13 protein-coding genes and 1 pseudogene are annotated in these 18,387 nt (G+C 68.7%); 3 read left to right on the plus strand and 11 right to left on the minus strand.

Going from position 1 to position 18,387, the window contains the following annotated elements; translation table 11 throughout:
- Positions 1–262 precede the first annotated feature (262 nt).
- The 9 genes from JW364_RS08260 to JW364_RS08300 form a co-directional block, all read right to left on the minus strand.
- Entirely contained in the window at positions 263–1,192 is a 930-nt protein-coding gene (locus JW364_RS08260; protein ID WP_374100802.1) for a formylglycine-generating enzyme family protein, read from the minus strand.
- On the minus strand, positions 1,189–3,111 hold the full coding sequence (gene cysC / locus JW364_RS08265; RefSeq protein ID WP_165630285.1) for an adenylyl-sulfate kinase: 1,923 nt from the start codon (positions 3,109–3,111) through the stop codon (positions 1,189–1,191). The genes JW364_RS08260 and cysC overlap by 4 nt, the downstream gene beginning before the upstream one ends.
- The gene (cysD, locus tag JW364_RS08270; protein WP_374100803.1) at positions 3,111–4,100 is read right to left on the minus strand and encodes a sulfate adenylyltransferase subunit CysD; all 990 of its coding nucleotides are present in this window, start codon (positions 4,098–4,100) and stop codon (positions 3,111–3,113) included. The genes cysC and cysD overlap by 1 nt, the downstream gene beginning before the upstream one ends.
- Complete coding sequence (locus JW364_RS08275; protein WP_058250810.1) at positions 4,097–4,906, minus strand: Stf0 family sulfotransferase; 810 nt, start codon at positions 4,904–4,906, stop codon at positions 4,097–4,099. Before JW364_RS08275 ends, cysD begins: the two co-directional genes overlap by 4 nt.
- Before the next feature lie 140 nt (positions 4,907–5,046).
- A complete protein-coding gene (locus JW364_RS08280) occupies positions 5,047–6,453 on the minus strand; it encodes a sulfatase (protein ID WP_205333101.1) in 1,407 nt (468 codons plus the stop codon).
- A 145-nt stretch (positions 6,454–6,598) separates the two neighbouring features.
- Positions 6,599–7,249 (minus strand): GntR family transcriptional regulator, encoded by a 651-nt coding sequence (locus JW364_RS08285; protein WP_058250812.1) that lies wholly within the window; start codon positions 7,247–7,249, stop codon positions 6,599–6,601.
- Between the two features lie 34 nt (positions 7,250–7,283).
- Entirely contained in the window at positions 7,284–8,315 is a 1,032-nt protein-coding gene (locus tag JW364_RS08290) for an isopenicillin N synthase family oxygenase (RefSeq protein ID WP_205333100.1), read from the minus strand.
- Positions 8,316–8,366: 51 nt separating this feature from the next.
- Entirely contained in the window at positions 8,367–9,254 is an 888-nt protein-coding gene (locus tag JW364_RS08295; protein WP_240198835.1) for an ABC transporter permease, read from the minus strand.
- Positions 9,251–10,030, minus strand: a complete 780-nt coding sequence (locus tag JW364_RS08300) for an ABC transporter ATP-binding protein (protein WP_065630925.1) — start codon at positions 10,028–10,030, stop codon at positions 9,251–9,253. The genes JW364_RS08295 and JW364_RS08300 overlap by 4 nt, the downstream gene beginning before the upstream one ends.
- A 58-nt stretch (positions 10,031–10,088) precedes the next feature.
- Between JW364_RS08300 and JW364_RS08305 the strand changes: the two genes are divergently transcribed.
- From JW364_RS08305 to JW364_RS08315, 3 genes are read left to right on the plus strand one after another with little or no spacing between them, the layout of a single operon-like run.
- Positions 10,089–11,252, plus strand: a complete 1,164-nt coding sequence (locus JW364_RS08305; RefSeq protein WP_205333099.1) for a nitrate ABC transporter substrate-binding protein — start codon at positions 10,089–10,091, stop codon at positions 11,250–11,252.
- 40 nt (positions 11,253–11,292) lie between these two features.
- Positions 11,293–12,306: an isopenicillin N synthase family oxygenase gene (locus tag JW364_RS08310; RefSeq protein ID WP_065630923.1), complete on the plus strand. Its 1,014-nt coding sequence runs from the start codon at positions 11,293–11,295 to the stop codon at positions 12,304–12,306.
- Entirely contained in the window at positions 12,303–13,640 is a 1,338-nt protein-coding gene (locus tag JW364_RS08315) for an amidohydrolase family protein (protein WP_307814760.1), read from the plus strand. Before JW364_RS08310 ends, JW364_RS08315 begins: the two co-directional genes overlap by 4 nt.
- Before the next feature lie 56 nt (positions 13,641–13,696).
- On the opposite strand, the pseudogene JW364_RS08320 reads toward JW364_RS08315, so the two are convergent.
- Both JW364_RS08320 and mfd read right to left on the minus strand, forming a co-directional pair.
- Positions 13,697–14,606, minus strand: a pseudogene (locus JW364_RS08320) (MazG family protein).
- A 139-nt stretch (positions 14,607–14,745) separates the two neighbouring features.
- Positions 14,746–18,324 carry a transcription-repair coupling factor gene (gene mfd, locus JW364_RS08325; protein ID WP_205333098.1) on the minus strand — a complete coding sequence of 1,193 codons (3,579 nt, stop codon included), beginning with the start codon at positions 18,322–18,324 and terminating at the stop codon, positions 14,746–14,748.
- Positions 18,325–18,387: the final 63 nt, after the last annotated feature.

The following is an 18,387-nucleotide window of genomic DNA, read 5'->3' on the forward strand; positions in this document are numbered from 1 at the left end:
TCCGACGACTTTCGGGCGGACACCGCCCGAGGGGAACCACGATCGCACAGCCGATCGGGTCTCCCGGAAATCGACACACAGTCTGCTGATCCAACTGACCACGGCGGAGTTCGGTTCCCGGGCGCCGGGAGCGCAGCGAGCGGGCCCTGTGTCCCGGGCGCCGGGAGCGCAGCGAGCGGGCCCTGTGTCCCGGGCGCCGGGAGCGCAGCGAGCGGGCCCTGTGTCCCGGGACGTGCAGGACGGGTTGTCGGCCGGATGGAAGTCAGCCGGCCGCGGGACCGACGGTCCGGAACCCGATGTTGCTCGCCGTCGACTCCGGCGTGTTGTGCGATCGCGCGGCGACCCGGTAGCGATGACAGTACGAGTCGTGGCAGAGATGGCTGCCGCCCCTCAGGACGCGAGCGCTTCCCCGGCCCGGCCCCAGCGGGTTGCTGCGGTCGGACACGCGGTAGTACCGGGCGCTGAACGTGTCGGCGCACCACTCCCAGACGTTGCCGGCGCACTGGTACAGGCCGAAGCCGTTGGGCTCGAAGTCCCGCACGGGCACGGTGCCGACCCGGGCGGTCGGCGCATCCGGGAACTCGCCGCGAAAGATGTTGCAGCGGGGCGCTTCTGCGGTGGGTGGTTCATTCCCCCAGGGGTATCGGGCCCCGCGCAACCCACCCCGCGCCGCGTTCTCCCACTGCGCTTCGGTGGGCAGGACACGTCCGGCCCAGGCGCAATAGGCCTGCGCGTCGCGGTGGCTGACGTGGACGACGGGGTGGTCGGCCAGATCGTCGACCCGGCTGCCGGGACCCGCCGGGTGGCGCCACGACGCACCTTCGACCGCGAGCCACCACGGTGTTCCCGGCACGGGTTCGCCCGGCGCGGTGGCGTAAGTGTGGAACACCGCGGAACCGCCGAATCGCTCGGCATCGGTCTGGTGTCCGGTCGCCGCGACGAACGTGGCGAACGCGGCGTTGGTCACCGTCGTCGCGTCGATCGAGTACGCACCGAGCTCGACCTCGTGCACCGGTCGCTCACCGTCGGTGCGGTACCCCTCGTCGAACGCATCCCCCATGGCGAAGCCCCCGGCCGGGATGTCCACCGTCTCGATCGGGTGCACTCCGGGACCGCCACCGGCGTGCTCGGCCGGCGGGAACGGCGCACCCGGGCCGCCGTGCGCGGGTCCCGGGGGATGACAGCAACTCACCCCGCCATGATGCCGCGATCCATCAGCGCACCGAGGATGAGCGACGCCAGCCGGTCGATGTCCGCGCCGGTGGTGTCGAATCGCAGATCGGGGCTCTCCGGACTCTCGTAGGGCGCATCGATGCCGGTCAGCCCGCGGAGTTCGCCGCGTCGCGCGCGTTCGTAGAGGCCCTTGGGGTCACGGCGTTCGCATTCGGTGACCGGCGTGGAGACGTGGACCTCGATGAAGTCGAGGTCGGCGGCGCGGTGCAGTTCACGCGCGATCTCCCGGTCGGAACGCAGCGGCGAGACCATCGACGCGATCGCGATGACCCCGGCGTCGGCGAAGAGTCGGGCCACGTGGCCGACACGGCGGATGTTCTCCGCGCGGTCACCGGCGGAGAAGCCGAGGTCGTCGGAGATCCCGTGCCGGATGTTGTCGCCGTCGAGGAGGTAGGCGACGCGCCCGCGGCTGACGACGGCCCGCTCGAGCGCGACGGCGACGGTGGACTTGCCCGACGCAGGTAGACCGGTGAGCCACACCGTCGCTCCGCGCTGCTGGGTGTGCGCCCACCGTTCCGCACGCGCCAGCGAACTCGGATGCCATTTGATGTCGTTGCGCGTCGCCTTACCCGGGACGACCTCGCGCGGCTCGAGGATCGTCCCCGCGCCGACCGTGTCGTTCGAGGCCTCGTCGATGAGGATGAACGCGCCGGTGTCGCGGTTGCTCGCATAGGGGTCGGCCGGCACCACCGACGACGTCCGCAGCGTGACGGTGCCGATGTCGTTGAGCACGAGCTCACCGGGAGCGACGTGCTCGATGAGGGTGTCCGGGTCGAGGCGCCGCTCGAGGGACTGGACGGTGGCGCGGACCGTCGACGGGCCGTGCTTGAGGGCGACGCGGTCACCGGCCCGCAGCGGCGAGTTCGACAACCAGCACACGTGCGCATCGATCTCGCGGGCCAGGACCGGTACATGCGCTCCGTCCGCACCGCTCACGATGACGTCGCCGCGACCGATGTCGATGTCGTCGGCGACCTGGATTCCCACCGAGAGAGGCGCCACCGCAACGTCTCTCGTGGGATCGAGGGTATCGAGCGCCGTGACGGTCGACCGGCTTCCCGACGGCAGCACGACGATCTCGTCACCGACGCGCAGTGTTCCGGAAGCGAGCCGGCCGGTGTAGGTACGCCGGTTCGACTCGCTGGGACGCGACACCCACTGGATCGGAAGGCGCAGTTCCTCGGTCACCGGCGCGGGCGCGTGGAGCTCGACGTCCTCGAGGTACTCCAACAGCGTTGTCCCGGAGTACCACGGGGTGTTCGACGAGCGGTGCACGACGTTGTCCCCGTGCTTGGCGGCCACCGGGATCGCCGGGATCTCCCCGATCCCGAGTTGCACCGCGAGTTCGGCGAGGTCGGCCCGGATCTCGTCGAAACGGTGCTCGGAGTAATCGACGAGGTCGATCTTGTTGACCGCCGCGATCACGTGCGGCACGCCCACGAGAGTTGCGATCCGGGCGTGGCGTCGGGTCTGCCGCAGCAGGCCGTGCCGGGCGTCGACGAGCAGGATCGCCACGTGCGCGTTCGACGCCCCGGTGAACATGTTGCGGGTGTACCGCTCGTGTCCGGGGGTGTCGGCGAGGACGTAACTCCGTGTGGGCGTGGAGAAGAAGCGATAGGCGACATCGATCGTGATGCCCTGTTCGCGTTCGGCGCGCAAGCCGTCGGAGAGGGCGGCCAGGTCGACATCACCGTCGCCGTCGGTGACCGCGGCGAGATGATCGGTCGGCAGACTGCCGGTGTCGTGCAGAATCCGGCCGATGAGCGTGGACTTGCCGTCGTCGACACTGCCCGCGGTCGCGATCCGCAGGAATTGCCTTGCGGACGTGCTTGTTTCGTCACCGGCGGGGACGACCGGCTGTGGCGAGGTGAGAGTCATCAGAAGTATCCTTCGCGCTTGCGGTCTTCCATGGCGGCGCTCGACGTGCGGTCGTCGGCGCGGCTCTCCCCGCGTTCGGAGACGGTGGATTCGCTGATCTCGGCGATGATCTCGGCGATCGTGGTGGCCCGCGAGCGAACCGCCCCGGTGATGGTCAGGTCACCGACGGTGCGGTAGCGCACCCACTCGGTCCGTACCTCCTCACCGTCGCGGGGCCGTGAGTACTCCGAGACCGAGAGCAGGATGCCGTCCCGGTCGAAGACCTCCCGCTCGGCGGCGAAATAGATGGAGGGCAGCTCGAGGCCCTCGAGCTCGATGTAGCGCCAGATGTCGGTCTCGGTCCAGTTCGAGAGCGGGAACACACGCACCGACTCCCCACGACGGATCCGCCCGTTGTACAGCGACCACGGTTCGGGTCGCTGGGCGCGGGGATCCCATTGCCCGAACTCGTCGCGGAAGCTGAAGATGCGCTCCTTGGCGCGGGCACGCTCCTCGTCGCGGCGGGCGCCGCCGAACGCGGCGTCGAATCCGCCCTCCTCCAGCGCATCGAGCAGGGTGCGGGTCTGCAGGCGGTTCCGCGAACCCGACGGGTCGGTGGACTCGGCGACTCGTCCGGAGTCGATGGACTCCTGGACCGAGGCCACGATGAGTTCGATGCCCTCGGGATTCTCGGCGGTCGGCGCGACCCGTCGGTCACGGAATTCGATCACCTCGTCGAAATTGTGGCCGGTGTCGACGTGCATGATCGGGAAGGGCAGGGGCGCGGGCCGAAATGCCTTCTCGGCCAACCGGAGCAGGACGATGGAGTCCTTGCCGCCGGAGAACAGCAGCACCGGCCGCTCCAGTTCCGCCACCACCTCGCGGATGATGTGCACCGCCTCGGCCTCCAACACCCGGACGGCGGTCACATGGTCGAAGTCGCCCGCGTCCCCGGGCCGGGCCCGGTCGCCGGTCGCCCGGTCGAGCGAGGTCTCGTCTACAGCGGTCACAGTGGGTATCCGTTTCGTTCGGCGTCTTCTCGATAGCGTCGGGCCCACTCCTTGGACCGCGAATTGGACTGTGGCTTCAGCGGTGGCGGCGGCGCCAGCTCCGGGTCCTGCCCGATCTTCTCCAGCACCAGTGCGGTCGCCTTCGTGGGATCGGTGACCAGGTCCCGGAACCCGATCTCGAGCGGTTCGATCCCCTCGGCGGCGAACCAATTGCGCCACTGTCGTTCCTGGTCGCTCAAGATGCCGGCGAGATGGGCGATACCGCCGGCGTGATACACCGCCTCGTCGTGCTCGTCGGTGTCCGAGCCGTCGTGCCGCCACACGCGGGTCTGCACCGCGCGCCACATCGACACCGCTTGCGGCACAACATCTTCTCGATGGACGTGCACGTAGAGCGGATCGGCTCCGTCGAACAGCCAGCGGACGGCGCCGCGCAACGAACCCGACGCGACCCGGCTGCGCGAGATCAGCAGCGGCGTCTGGTTCCACATGAGCTTGCCGCCCCACACCCCGTTCGGCGTGCGACCCGCCGCCCGCACATCCGAGCGCCAGGTGGCCGAATCGCGGGTGTCCACCACCCCGGGATCGAGTGGCTCCAGGAGCTCGAGGATGGTGGGATCGCTGACACCGGCGAACCATTCACGCGGCTGCGGAGCCGCCGAGGAATCCGAGAAGTACTGGAAGAACTCCTCCGGACGACCCGCGACGCCGGTCGCGGCGAGCGACTCCACCAGCAGCGTGCTGCCGCTGCGCTGGCTGGCACACACCAGATAATTTGCCGGTCCCGACGAGGACTTCGCTGACATGAAAGACGAGTCTAGCGAGCGGGAAAAGCACCGCAAGCTGGCCTTTTACGCGCAGCCGGGTCGAAACCATTGACACCGAAACCGCGCTGTGGGTGGCGTGAGATCGCGTGTCCGAGATGACGCTTTCGCGCCGACGCCCCTCAGCGCTCGCCCGACGTGAGGTCCCCGGCCAACTCGCGACGGGCACCCAGCGGACGCCGGGACGGCAATGCCTCCTCCTCGGCCTCGACCTGCGCCGCCTTGGCGTGGAATGCGTCCATGAAGGCCTCCGCCGTCGCCGTGCCGGCCGCTTCATCGGGCAAGTCGTCATGGGTGCGCTCGCGCCAGTCGGCCAACGCCCGCGCGAGCTCGTCCCGGACGTGCGCATACGACGGGTCGTCGGCGAGGTTGTTGCGCTCATGCGGATCGGAACGCAGGTCGTAGAGCTCGACCCGCGACCGATCCTGTTGCACCTCTTGCCGATCCAGCGACCGCGCCGACAAACTGTCGGCGATGTCGAGCGGGAGCAACAACGCCGGCCGCGCCGCGTAGTTCTCGATGTAGCTGAAGTCCTTGGTGCGCACGGCCCGGATCGGATCGAAGGCATCGTGGTAGGTCTTCTCGGTGAACACCTCGGTGCGAACGGCCGTGGATTCGGTTCCCACCAGCGCGGGGGCGTGCGAGTCACCGTCGACCGTGTCCGGGATGTCGACGCCCACCAGGTCGAGCAGCGTCGGCGTGAGATCGACCCCCGAGAACAGATCGTCGTAGACCGTCGGCGTGATCCCCAGCCGCGACGGCGGGCGCATGATCAATGCGATCCCGGTGCCCTCGGCGTACAGCGTCGATTTCGCCCGTGGGAACGCCAGACCGTGATCGGTGACGAACACGATCCAGGTGGAGTCGTCGAGACCGAGTTCGGCGACGGTGTCGAGGAGCCGGCCCACGGCCGAGTCGGCCTTCGTGATCGAGCCGTGCAGACCCGCCAGATCGTCGCGCACGTCGTCGGTGTCCGGAAGGAACCCGGGCACCGCGATCGTGCTGGTGTCCGCCGGCTTGTACTCGTCGGCCGGGTAAGGCCGATGCGTTTCGAAGAAGCCCGCTGTCAGGAAGAACGGCCGATCGTCGTGCGCATGTCGTCGCAACCAGTCCTGGGACCGGTCCACCACGTAGTCACAGCGCGAGTCGGACACATCCACCGAGTCGAATCCGAGCCGGCCGGGGTCCGCGCTCTCGTGCTGCATCCCGAAGAGTGCCGAGCGGTAGCCCGCACCCGCGAGGAGAGCCGGCAGGGTCTGCACGTCCGGGAAGTACTCGAACCCGTGGTGGGCCAGGCCGACGAGCCCGTTGCCGTGCGGATAGCGCCCGGTGAACAGGGAACCGCGGGCCGGTGAGCACAGCGGCGCCGTCGCGTGTGCGTCGGCGAACCGGATGCCGGCGGCCGCGAGGTCGTCGAGGACGGGACTCTCGACGCCATCGGCGCCGTAACACCGCAGATGGCGACCGAGATCGTGCCAGTGCACCAGGATCACGTTGTCACGGCGCGCGGCATCGGGTGAAGAGACCATCCACCCATGATGGCGCAGACGATTCCCCTGCCGGGGCCCACCCGGGGCGGCGGATGCGCTCTCTCCCGCCGCCGCACCGCCTGACGAGATCAAATCAGCGTGGGCGAAAGTCCGGTGGCCGGGGTCACGGCGATCGCGCACCGGATCAGGTACGGAGCAGCCGGACGAGGACGCCGGCGGCGTGGGCGCGCGCGGCCCGGTCCGCTTCGTCGGCGTCACCGACCTCCAGTGCCGCGACGATCCGGCGGTGCTCGGTCACGGCGTGCCGACGGTTGTCCTCGTGCGACCACATGTCGGATCGGTAGAGATGTGACTGGGTGTCGAGCTTCAGCAGTGCGTCGCACAGCGGGGCGTTTCCCGACAGCGACCGGACCGCGGTGTGGAAGTCGAGATCGAGTTCGGCGTCGCGTCGGTGATCGGGCTCGGTCTCCAGCAGACGCTCCTGCTCACGCACCCGATCCCAGAGCCCGGTCAGCTCGGCACGGGTCACCCGGATGGTGGCCTGGCGCGCGGCGAGTCCGTCGAGGACCTCACGAACCTCGAAGACGTGCCGCAGCATCTCGTCGTCGAGGACGGCCACCTTCGCACCGACACGAGGCGTGTAGACCGCCAGCCCGTCCATGACGAGTTGTTGGACCGCCTCGCGCACCGGGCTGCGGGACACGTCCAGTCGGGCGGCCAGACCCGGAACCGAGAGCGACGCACCGGGTTCGAGCGTGCCGTCGAAGATCTCGTCTCGTATCCGGCGCAGGACCGACTGCATGAGCAGCGCGCCGTCGTCTCCGTTTCCCGTCATGATCGTCCCAGCGTAGAAGGCCGATGCCCCGGCCTCATCCCGCGGCCATCACGCGCTGCGCCTCGCGCTCGGCGCCGACGGGTGCGATTCCGCTCTTCATCCCGGCGAGTTTCGCATCGATGTTCTCGGCGACGGTGATCGGCGGATATCCCGGGTGGTCGGTACGCGCGCACCCGGGCAGCGTCTCGATGACGGCATCGGCGTTGCCGTCGAAGAAGAACGCTGCCGACCGACGACGCAGGATCCGGCCGTCGACGACGGGCGGGTCGACGCGGTGGACAGTCGAGCGCCACCGGTCGTTCGTCCACCGCGCCATGGCGTCGCCGAGGTTGACCAGCAGCGCGTCGTCGGCGGGTGCCACGTCGTGCCACCGCCCCTCGTGATCGAGCACCTGGAGCCCGGGCACCTGGTCGGCCCACAGCACGGTGAGGATGCCGAAGTCGGTGTGCGCACCCATCCCGGTCAGCTCCCCGGCGAGTTCGATCTCGCCTTCGGGGAGGGTGTAGTTGTTGAGCTTCAGCGCGTCGATGGAGTGATCGGTCATGCCGTCGAAGTAACCGGGCGGCAGACCGAGCGCATCGGTGAAGGCGGTGAGCAGAACTCGCGAGAGGCCCCGCGCCGCGTCGAACCAGGATTCGACCGCCGGGCGGAATCCCGGCGCCGCGTCCGGCCACGTGTTCGTCGGGTAGCTGGACTCCGGCAGGTCGAGGCCCGGGAACCAGGAACCCTCCGAGCCGACGGTGAACGCCTCGTAGAAGTCGTTCATCTGATTCGCCGCGGCCACACCCAGACTCATGCTCAGCGACTCACTCTTCGGCGGGCTGTAGCCACGATTCTGCCCCGGCCGGGCGTATTGCTTCTTCACCTCGAGGGGCAGCGCGTAGAACTCGTCGAGCGCCGCGGTCAGTCCGTCGATGACGCCGGGTGCGATCCCATGACCGACGACCTGGACGAAACCGACGCCGCCACAGGCGTCGTCGAGGGCGCGCGCCACGCCGTCCCGGGCCGCGGCCGAGCTGTCCGGGTCGAGGTAGGGCGAGATGTCGATGGTGGGAACGGTGAACATGAATCCTCCGGATGGGTTCGGGTCGAGGTGGTTGCGAGCGCGGAGATGTCCTCAGCGACGACGGTTCACGGCGGCGTTGAGAATGCTGAAGGCGCCGAAGACGAGGATGCCGAACACCGAGGCCAGGACGATCGCCGCGATGAGGTCGTCGGACTGCAGGCGAGCCCGGTAGATGTCGAGCAGGGTCCCGATACCGGGTTCGCCCTTCGCGAAGAACATGTCACCGATGATGGCGCCCACCACGACCAGCCCCGAGGCCGTCCGGAAGCCGGTCATCATCGACGGGAGAGCCGACGGGAACTCGAGCATCAGCAGGCGTTGCACCGGTGAAGCTTTCGACAGGGTGAACAGCTCGTGTGAGGACTTGTCGACCGAGACGAGGCCGAAATGCGTGTTGGCGATGATGGGGAAGATCCCGATGATCACGCACACGATCGTGCGGGCGACCATCCCGTAGCCGAACCAGAGCCCGATCAGCGGAACGATCGCGAGCACCGGGATCACCTGCAGCACAACGGCCCAGGGGTAGATCGCGCGTTCGAGGAAGGACCCCCGGCTCATCAGGACGCCGATGGCGACCCCGATCAGCGCGGCGAAGGCGAAGCCCACGAGACAGACCTTCGCGGTGACCCATAGCGCGTCGAGCATGGGGCCGACGCTGTCCGGGTCCAGCAGCGACTCGGTCAGCACGGTGTGCGGCGGCGGGAGCAGGAAACGCCGCTCCGGAGTGAGGATGAGATAGCTGACCGCGTACCAGGCGGCGATCCCCACGGCGAGGGAGAGGACCGGGGGTGCTCCGTACCTCAGCACGGCTGCCGTGACACGGCGGGCGCCACTCTTCCGCGACGACCGTTCGCCCCGTGTGGGTTCGGGCTGCGGCGCGGAGACGGGTCCGTGGTACTCGCCGGCGGCGGGACGAGATCGGGCGGCGGTGGTCATCGTGCACCTCGGAGGGTCTCGGAGATCTCGGCGACGTGGTCGGTGAAACGGCTGTCGTAGCGCAGATCCGGGTGGCGTGGGTGAGCGAAGTCGATGCCGATGTCGGCGACGATCCGCCCCGGGCGTGCGGACATCACGATCACCCGGTTGGCGAGGAAGACCGCTTCGGACACCGAATGCGTGATGAACATCGCGGTGAACCGGCGTTCGGCGTAGAGCCGTTGCAGCTCGGATTGCATGTCGAGCCGGGTCATCTCGTCGAGAGCGCCGAAAGGCTCGTCGAGGAGCAACAATTCGGGCTCGGAGGTCAACGCGCGGGCCAGCGAGGCACGCATCTTCATGCCACCGGACAGCATGCGCGGCAATTGCGACTCGAACCCGGTGAGACCGACCGCGTCGATGGCGGCCTGCGCCCGGCGTCGTCGTTCACCCCGCGGCAGCCGGGCGATCTCGGCGCAGAGTTCGACATTGCCCCGCACACTGCGCCAGGCGAGGAGGGTCGGTTCCTGGAAGATGAACCCGACCGACTCCGTGGACAGTGCCACGCTTCCCTCTGTGGGCTTCTCGAGACCGGCGGCCATCCGGAGCAGGGTCGACTTACCACAACCCGACGGTCCGACGACGGCCACGAAGTCGCCGGCGCGCACGTCGAGGTCCACCCGGTCCAGCGCCTGGGTCCCGGACTCGAATCGCTTCGTCACCCCGGAGACGGACGCGACCACATCTTTGGTGAGATGACGCGCATCCACATCCCTCACCGTGTCGTAGAGTTTCATCCGGCCTTCCCGCCCTGTGCATGTCTACATGTAACTGTTGCAGTCTTTCTGCTATTAGATGACCCGCCTCCGCACGTCGCGTCTGGCCGTGGCCGCCACGGCGGCGATCTGCGCAGCGGTTCTCGCCGGCTGCTCGAGTTCCGGGTCCGACGACACCGCGTCGTCGAGCCTCCCCTCGGCGCCGGCCGAATCCACCCTCGCCGGAACCTGCCCCGACAACGTGGTGGTTCAACTGCAGTGGCAACCGCAGTCGGACATGGCCGGGGTCATCGGACTTCTCGGACCCGGGTACACCGTCGACACCGACAACAAGTCGGTCTCCGGACCGCTCGTCTTCGACGGCATGGACACCGGCGTCGACATCACGCTGCGCGCCGGCGGCCCGGCCATCGGATTCCAGTCGGTGCCCTCGGCCATGTACTCCGACGACTCCATCCACCTCGGTCTCGTCCACGGCGACCAGATGATCTCCGCCGCCAAGGACCAACGCGTGGTCGGTGTGACGCCCCTCCTGCAGTACAACCCCTCGATCATCATGTGGGACCCCGCAACCCACCCGGACGTGAAGACGATCGCCGACATCGGCCGATCCGACGCCAGCGTGGTGGTGTCGAAGGATCAGATCTTCCCGCAGTGGCTGGTCGCGAAGGGGCTGCTGCAGCAGGATCAGCTCGACACCAGTTACGACGGCGCCCCGGCACGTTTCGTCGGCGACCCGTCGATCACCCAGCAGGGGTTCGCCAACTCCGAGCCCTACACCTACGAGAACGAGACCCCGTCGTGGAACAAGCCGGTCGCCTACGCGATGGTCAAGGACGCCGGGTACGACGTCTACGCGTCGAACGTCTCGGTCCGCGCCGGTGACGTCGAGGAGATGTCGCCGTGTCTGGAGAAGCTGGTCCCGATGATCCAGCAGACCGGTAAGGACTACGTGGCCTCGCCCGACGCGGTCAACGCCACCATCGTCGACTGGGTGTCCCAGGACGTGTCCTTCACCCCGTATTCAGCCGGCGAGGCGGCGTACTCGGCGGGCTTGCTGAAGGATCGCGCGGTCATCGCCCCGGGCGCGGACGGTGTCTACGGCAGCTACGACATGGTGAAGGCGCAGAACGTGATCAACGACCTCGTGCCGATCCTGAACGGCGGAGGCGCCGACCTGCCGGCCGCATTGCCCGCCGACCAGCTGTTCACGACCCAGTTCATCGATGAGCAGATCCGCTGACCCGACGCCCACGTCATCCCCGACCACAGAGAGACACACGATGACCGAGACCACCACACCCCCATCGCCGGCCGCCTCGGCCGGCCTGGCCGAGCTCGACCGGGAACGCCGGATGGGCGGGCTGGGAACCGAGACCACCGACCGCGAGATCCGCCGGATCAGTCTGGCCGATCTGGACAACCGCCGCGACGAGATCGCCGACCAACTCTGGTCGGCCGCAACCGACATCGGCTTCTTCCAGGTGATCGACCACGGCATCGACCTGGCCGCGGTGGACCACGCGTTCGAGATGTCCGCCCGGTTCTTCGCGCTCCCCCGTTCGATCAAGGAGCAGTATCCGCTCAAGAAGGGCCAGAACGCGGGCTGGGAGTACCGCACCCAGGTACGCCCGTCGATCGGCACACCGGACCAGAAGGAGTCCTACCAGTTCACCCGGCCCCGCATGGACGGACTGTGGCCGAGTGAGCGCGAGCTCGCCGGATTCCGCTCCACCATCGAGGATTTCGAGCACCGGTGCTGGTCGGTGGCCATGACCTTGCTCAGCTGTTTCGCCGAGCGTCTGGGTCTCGACCGCGACTTCTTCACTCGGGCGCACGACCCGACGGCGGACACCTACCAGAGCACCCTGCGGTTGCTGCACTACTACGCGTTCCCCGACGAACTGATCGACTCCGAGAACAGTTGGCGCGCCGGCGCACACACGGACTTCGACGCACTGACCCTGCTGTTCCAGCGGTCCGGTCAGGGAGGTCTGCAGGTGCTACCGGGAGCCGAGGCCGACGGCGAGGCCTGGACGTCGGTCGAGCCGTCCGACGACGCCATCACCTGCAACATCGGCGACATGCTGATGCGCTGGTCCGACGACCGACTGCCGTCGAACTTCCATCGGGTCCGGGCTCCCCGCCGAGGCGAGTACACCGGTCCGCGCTACACGCTCGCGTATTTCGCCCAAGCGAACTCCGACGTGCTGATCGAGAGCGCGGGCGGCACCTACCCGCCGATCACCGCCGCCGACTACCTCGCCCAGCGCATCGCCGCGAACTTCGCGAAGTGACCGACACATCATTGCCCGGGGCCGCCGTCACCGCGGCGGCCCCGGCCTTTCGCGACGTCACCGTCTACACGGCCGGCCAGTGGAAAGCCCATCACGACGTCCATGTCGTCGACGGGATCGTCACCGCGATCGCACCCACCGCCCGTCCGGGCGGTGGAACCGGTAACGGTTACGTCATCCCCGGGTTCGTCAACACCCACACGCACCTCCAGCAGTCGCTCATGCGGGGAATCGCCGAATGCACACCGTTGCTCGAATGGTTGCTGGCCGTGGGCGAGGAATCGGTGGCGATCACACCCGAGCGGGCCTACCTCGCCGCTGTCTCGGCCTGCCTCGAACTGTTGCGATCGGGCACGACGACCGTGGTCGAACACATGTGGCCGCACCCGTCGCACGAGATCCATGACGCCGTCGTGCGGGCACTGCGCGACACCGGAATCCGGGCGATCCTCGGCCGCGGGGTCGCCGACCGCACCGACCCGAGCCGCAAGTGGGGGTTCGAACCGCGGCTGATGCAACCCCTCGGCGAGGTCCTCGACCACGTCGACCATCTCCGCAACGAGGTTGCCGGGTCAGCGATCTCGATGGCCCTGGCGGTACCCAATCCGCGCTCGGTCACCGACGCCGGGATGCGGACGATCCGCGACTTCGCGCAGGAAAGTGGACTGCCGGTCTCCATCCACCTGCTCGAGACCGGCACCGACGAGCAGATGTGTCGGCAGCACACCGGCTTCGGGGCCGTCGACCACCTCGACCGCAACGGCTTCCTGTGGGACCGCGTGCTCGCCGTCCATTGCGTCGAGCTCGACGACGCCGGCCAGCGCACCCTCGCCGCCCGGAAGGTGGCGGTGTCGCACAATCCGTTGTCGAACATGCGGCTCGGCAGCGGGGTGGCCCCGATCCCGGCGATGCTGGAGCGCGGCCTGGCGGTCGGGCTGGGCGTGGACGGCGCCGCCAGCAACGACACCCAGGACATGCTGGCGACGCTGCGCATCGCCGCTTACCTGCAACGTGCCGTCCACCGGCGTGCGGACCTGCTCGGGTTCCCCCAGATGCTCGACATCGCCTGCGGCGGCGCCAACTCCGCGCTCGGTCTGTCGCCGGTGACCGGCGGCGTGACGGTCGGGTCGCCCGCGGACCTCACCCTGGTGCGGTTCGACCTCGACTACGCCACCCTCCCCGTCCGCGATCCCGGCGCGTCGCTGCTCACCACCGGATCACGGTCCATCGTCGACACGGTGATGGTCGGCGGCGAGATCGTCGTCGAGGACGGACGCCACACGCGAATCGACGAGGGGGAGTTCACGAAACAGCTGGCCGCACTGTCCGTCTGAGCCTCGATCCGGTTCACTCCCCCAAACCCCGCGACAGTGCTCGCGTGATGGTCGGATCAGGCCGGGTTCTCGCCCAGTACGGCCGACCACGCCTCGGGCGAGTCGAGGGTGACGCCTCGCTCGGCCGCACGCGCTTCTGCCGCGCGCACGTCGGCCATCAACGCGAGCGCTCGGTCCCGGGCCTGCGCCTCGACGCTGTCGCCGCCGGCGACGACCGTCACGGTCAGGGTCTCCGCGGGGATGGTGTCGACGGGATAACCGGCCGCGGTGAGCCGTTCGAGGACCTTCTGCAACAGGGCGAGAGCGGGCTGGGTCGTGGCGACGCCGTCGAACACCGAGCCGCGGCGCTTCTCGGCCGCCTTGCGTTCCTCCCATTCCCGGATCTGGGTCTCCAGATCCGAGTGGGCGCCGGACAGCACGCCCGGAGTCCGGCCGGTCACCTTCGACGTGAAACTCCGTGCGACGTCGTCGATGTCGAACGGCGACTCCGGGTCGTCGGCGGCGATGCGCGCGTGGAACAGCACCTGCAGCAGGAGGTCGCCGAGTTCTTCACGGAGCTCCACGGGGTCACCGGCCTCGATGGCGTCGAGCAACTCGTAGACCTCTTCGAGCAGGTAACGCCGCAACGAGTGGTGCGTCTGGGTGCTCTCCCACGGGCCGTTCCGACGCAATGTGTCCATCAACGCCACGGACTCGAGAAGCGCCATGCCGGAGACCGTCTGCGCCGCGATGACGTCTTCCCCGCGCGCGATTCGCGCCTGCACCAGCGGATGTTCGGGATCGGTACTGACGAGCACCGATCCCGGATCGACGGGTGCGTCGTCGAAGACGGGTTCGACGTGGTCGAACTCCCACAGCATCGCCGCGGGCACGTCCTCGGTGACCTGCACCGGCCCGGCGAGACATGAGCGTGCCCGAATGGAGGATCAGATCCGGCCGTGCCGGGTCCAGCAGCACCACCGTCATTCGTCGTACGCCCTTCCCTGAGGAGCGCCCGGAGCCTGCGGAGGGCGCGCTACCCCCGCTCCCTGAGGAGCGCCCGTAGCCTGCGGAGGGCGCGCTACCCCCGCTCCCTGAGGAGCGCCCGGAGCTTGCGGAGGGCGCGTCACGAAGGGTCCGGCCGGAGTTGGGTGAGGAAGGTCGTCAGATACTCGATCAGCTCGTCGTCGCGCAGGCGCGCCGACCCCACGCCTCCGGTGCGCGGGATGGGCAGCGTGACCACCGACGTCGTCGCCCGGTAGGTGGCCGACGAGTACAGGCGACGAAGACGCACCTGCTCGCTGTCGAGCAGCGACAGCGGCGAGATCTTCATTCCCTGTCCGGCGAGACCGATCTCGGTGATCCCCCGCTCCCGGCATCGCAGGCGCAGCCGGGCGATGGACGCCAGCCGCGTGGTCTCCACCGGTGGTGGGCCGTAGCGGTCGTTGAGTTCGACGAGGACCGAGTCGACCGCGGCGTCGTCGGTCGCCGACGCGAGCTTGCGGTACGCCTCGAGACGCAGGCGGTCGGAATCGACGTATTCGACCGGGATGTGTGCGTCGACGGGGAGGTCGATGCGCACCTCGCCCGTCTCCCGGGATTCGACGGGCTTCCCATCCGCGGCGGCACGGTAAGCCTCCACCGCCTCGCCGACCAGCCGGACGTAGAGATCGAAGCCGACGCCCGCGACGTGCCCGGACTGCTCGGCGCCCAACACGTTTCCGGCGCCGCGCAACTCGAGATCCTTCAGCGCCACCGCCATTCCCGCGCCGAGCTCGTTGTTCTGCGCGATCGTCGCCAGGCGGTCGTAGGCGGTCTCGGTCAGCGGCCGGTCCGGGCTGTAGAGCAGGTAGGCGTATCCACGTTCGCGGCTGCGACCGACGCGACCACGCAGCTGATGTAGCTGCGAGAGGCCGAGGTTCTCGGCGCGGTCGACGATCAGGGTGTTGGCGTTCGAGATGTCCAGACCGGTCTCGATGATCGTCGTACAGACCAGCACGTCGTACTCACGGTTCCAGAATCCCGACACCGTGCGCTCGAGCTGATCCTCGCCCATCTGCCCATGTGCGACAACAACTCTCGCCTCCGGGACCATCGCCGCGATGTCCTTGGCCATCTTGTCGATGGTCGACACCCGGTTGTGCACGTAGAAGACCTGGCCGTCACGCAACAGCTCGCGGCGGATGGCGGCGGCGACCTGCTTGGGCGCGTAGGCACCGACGTAGGTGAGCACCGGGTGCCGTTCCTCGGGCGGGGTCAGGATCGTCGACATCTCGCGGATCCCGGCCATCGACATCTCCAGCGTGCGCGGGATCGGGGTGGCCGACATCGTCAGCACGTCGACATGGGTGCGCAGCGACTTGATGTGTTCCTTGTGTTCCACACCGAACCGCTGCTCCTCGTCGACGATCACGAGTCCGAGGTCTTTCCAGACGATCCCGGTCTGCAACAGTCGGTGGGTACCGATGACGACGTCGACCTCGCCCTTCGACATCGCCTCGGCGATCTCGCGTGACTCCTTGGCATCGGTGAAGCGCGACAGGCCGCGCACGCGCACCGGGAAGCCGCTCATCCGTTCGGTGAAGGTCTGCAGATGTTGTTGCGCGAGAATCGTCGTCGGGACCAGGACCGCGACCTGCTTGCCGTCCTGGACGGCCTTGAAGGCGGCACGGACGGCGATCTCGGTCTTGCCGTAACCGACGTCGCCGACGACGACGCGGTCCATCGGCACCGCACGTTCCATGTCGGCCTTGACCTCGGCGATGACCGTGAGCTGATCCACGGTCTCGGTGAAGTCGAAGGCGTCTTCCATTTCCTGCTGCCACGGGGTGTCGGGACCGAATGCGTGTCCGGGCGCGGCGTGGCGGGCGGCATAGAGCTGTACGAGCTCGCCGGCGATCTCGCGAACAGCCTTGCGCGCCTTGCGCTTCGTGTTCTGCCAGTCCGACCCGCCGAGTTTCGACAGCGACGGCTGTTCGCCGCCGACGTACCGCGAGAGCTGGTCGAGTGCGTCCATCGGGACATACAACCGATCGGCCGGCTGGCCGCGTTTGCTCGAGGCGTACTCCAGGACGAGGTACTCGCGCCGGGCACCCGAGACGGTCCGCTCGATCATCTCGACGAACCGGCCGATGCCGTGCTGGTCGTGCACCACCAGGTCGCCGGCGGCCAGGGCGAGCGGGTCGACCTGGTTGCGCCGCTTCGCCGGCAGCCGGCGGCCGTCCCGGACGTTCGCGACCCGTGTACCGGTGAGGTCGGCCTCGGCGACCACCACGAGACCCGCGTCGGGACAGACGATCCCGGCACGCAGCGGCGCGCAGAAGACGGTCACCTCGCCGGGCTGCGGCCGATGCCCGGGTTCGGCGATCACGTAGGGCACCTCGGCGTCGGACAGTCGTTCGCCGACACGCTGCGCGGTGCCCTTGCCCGCCACCACGATCGCCGCCGTCTTGCCGTCGGAGACGTGGGCGCGCAACTGCGCGAACGTCGCCGCGATCTCGCGGTCGTCGCCCCGTGGCGCCGGGCCGGGAGCCAGGTCCAGTTCGAGTTCGTCACCGCTGCCGGTCGCGAGTGGACTCAGGGTCCACCAGGGCCGGCCGGCGGCGAGCGTCGCCTTCCGCACCTCGTCGAGAGAGCGGTACGCGCTGGCCTGCAGGTCGATGCCGAGGCTCTCCGACGACCGGCCGTCGATCGGCGCCGAGGCGCCCATGGCGGCGGCGGTCCACGACGCCTCGAGGAATTCCGCACCCGTCTTCGACAGATCCGAGGCCCGGGTCCGCACCTTCTCCGGGTCGAGGATGAGGACCCGTGTGCCGTCGGGGATCACCTCGGTCAGCAACTGCATGTCGCCGTCGACGAGCGCGGGGATCAGCGCCTCCATCCCCTCCACCGGGATGCCCTCGGCGAGTTTGCCCAACATCTCGGTCATGGTCGTGTCGCCCGGATCGGCGGCCGCGAGATCGGCGGCCCGCGCACGGACCTTCTCGGTCAGGAGCAGTTCACGGCACGGGTGAATCCGCACCTCGCTGGTCTCGACCTCGGGCTGGCTGCGCTGGTCGGCCACCGAGAACGCACGCATCTCGGTGATCTCGTCGCCCCAGAACTCCACGCGCACCGGATGATCGGCGGTCGTCGGAAAGACGTCGAGGATGCCGCCGCGTACCGCGAACTCGCCGCGTCGGCCGACCATGTCGACGCGCTCGTAGGCCATCTCGACCAACTGGGACAGCAGTGCGTCGAAGTCGACCTCGATGCCCTCACGCAGGGTCACCGTGGCGACGTCGGCGAGGCCCGGTGCCATCGGCTGGACGAGCGAGCGAACAGTGGTCACGACGACCCGCAGTGGGGTGTCGCCGGGGTTCGCCAGGCGGTGCAGCACGGCCAGTCGCTGTCCGACGGTGTCTGCACTCGGGGAGAGCCGCTCGTGCGGCAGCGTCTCCCAGGACGGGAACTGTGCGACGGCCCCGGCGTCGTCGAGGAGTTCGCCCAGCTCCGCCGTCAGATCGTCGGCCTCGCGGCCGTTGGCCGACACGACCAACAGCGGCGCCTGCGCATCGGTGACCAGGCACGAGACGAGGAAGGGGCGCGCGGCATCCGGCGCGGTGATGTCCAGTCGGCGCTCGTCGCGGTGCTTGTGCACCTCGCGGAAGGACTTGTCCGCACACGCGAGTGTGGCCAGACCGGACAGGGCAGACAGCGTCGACACTCCGTCGATTGTATGGGTCGCCGATCGGCCCGCCCTGCCCGGTCGGCGGACTCGTCCCGACGG

Source organism: Gordonia sp. BP-119 (genome assembly GCF_016924115.1).
Classification (GTDB): domain Bacteria; phylum Actinomycetota; class Actinomycetes; order Mycobacteriales; family Mycobacteriaceae; genus Gordonia; species Gordonia hongkongensis.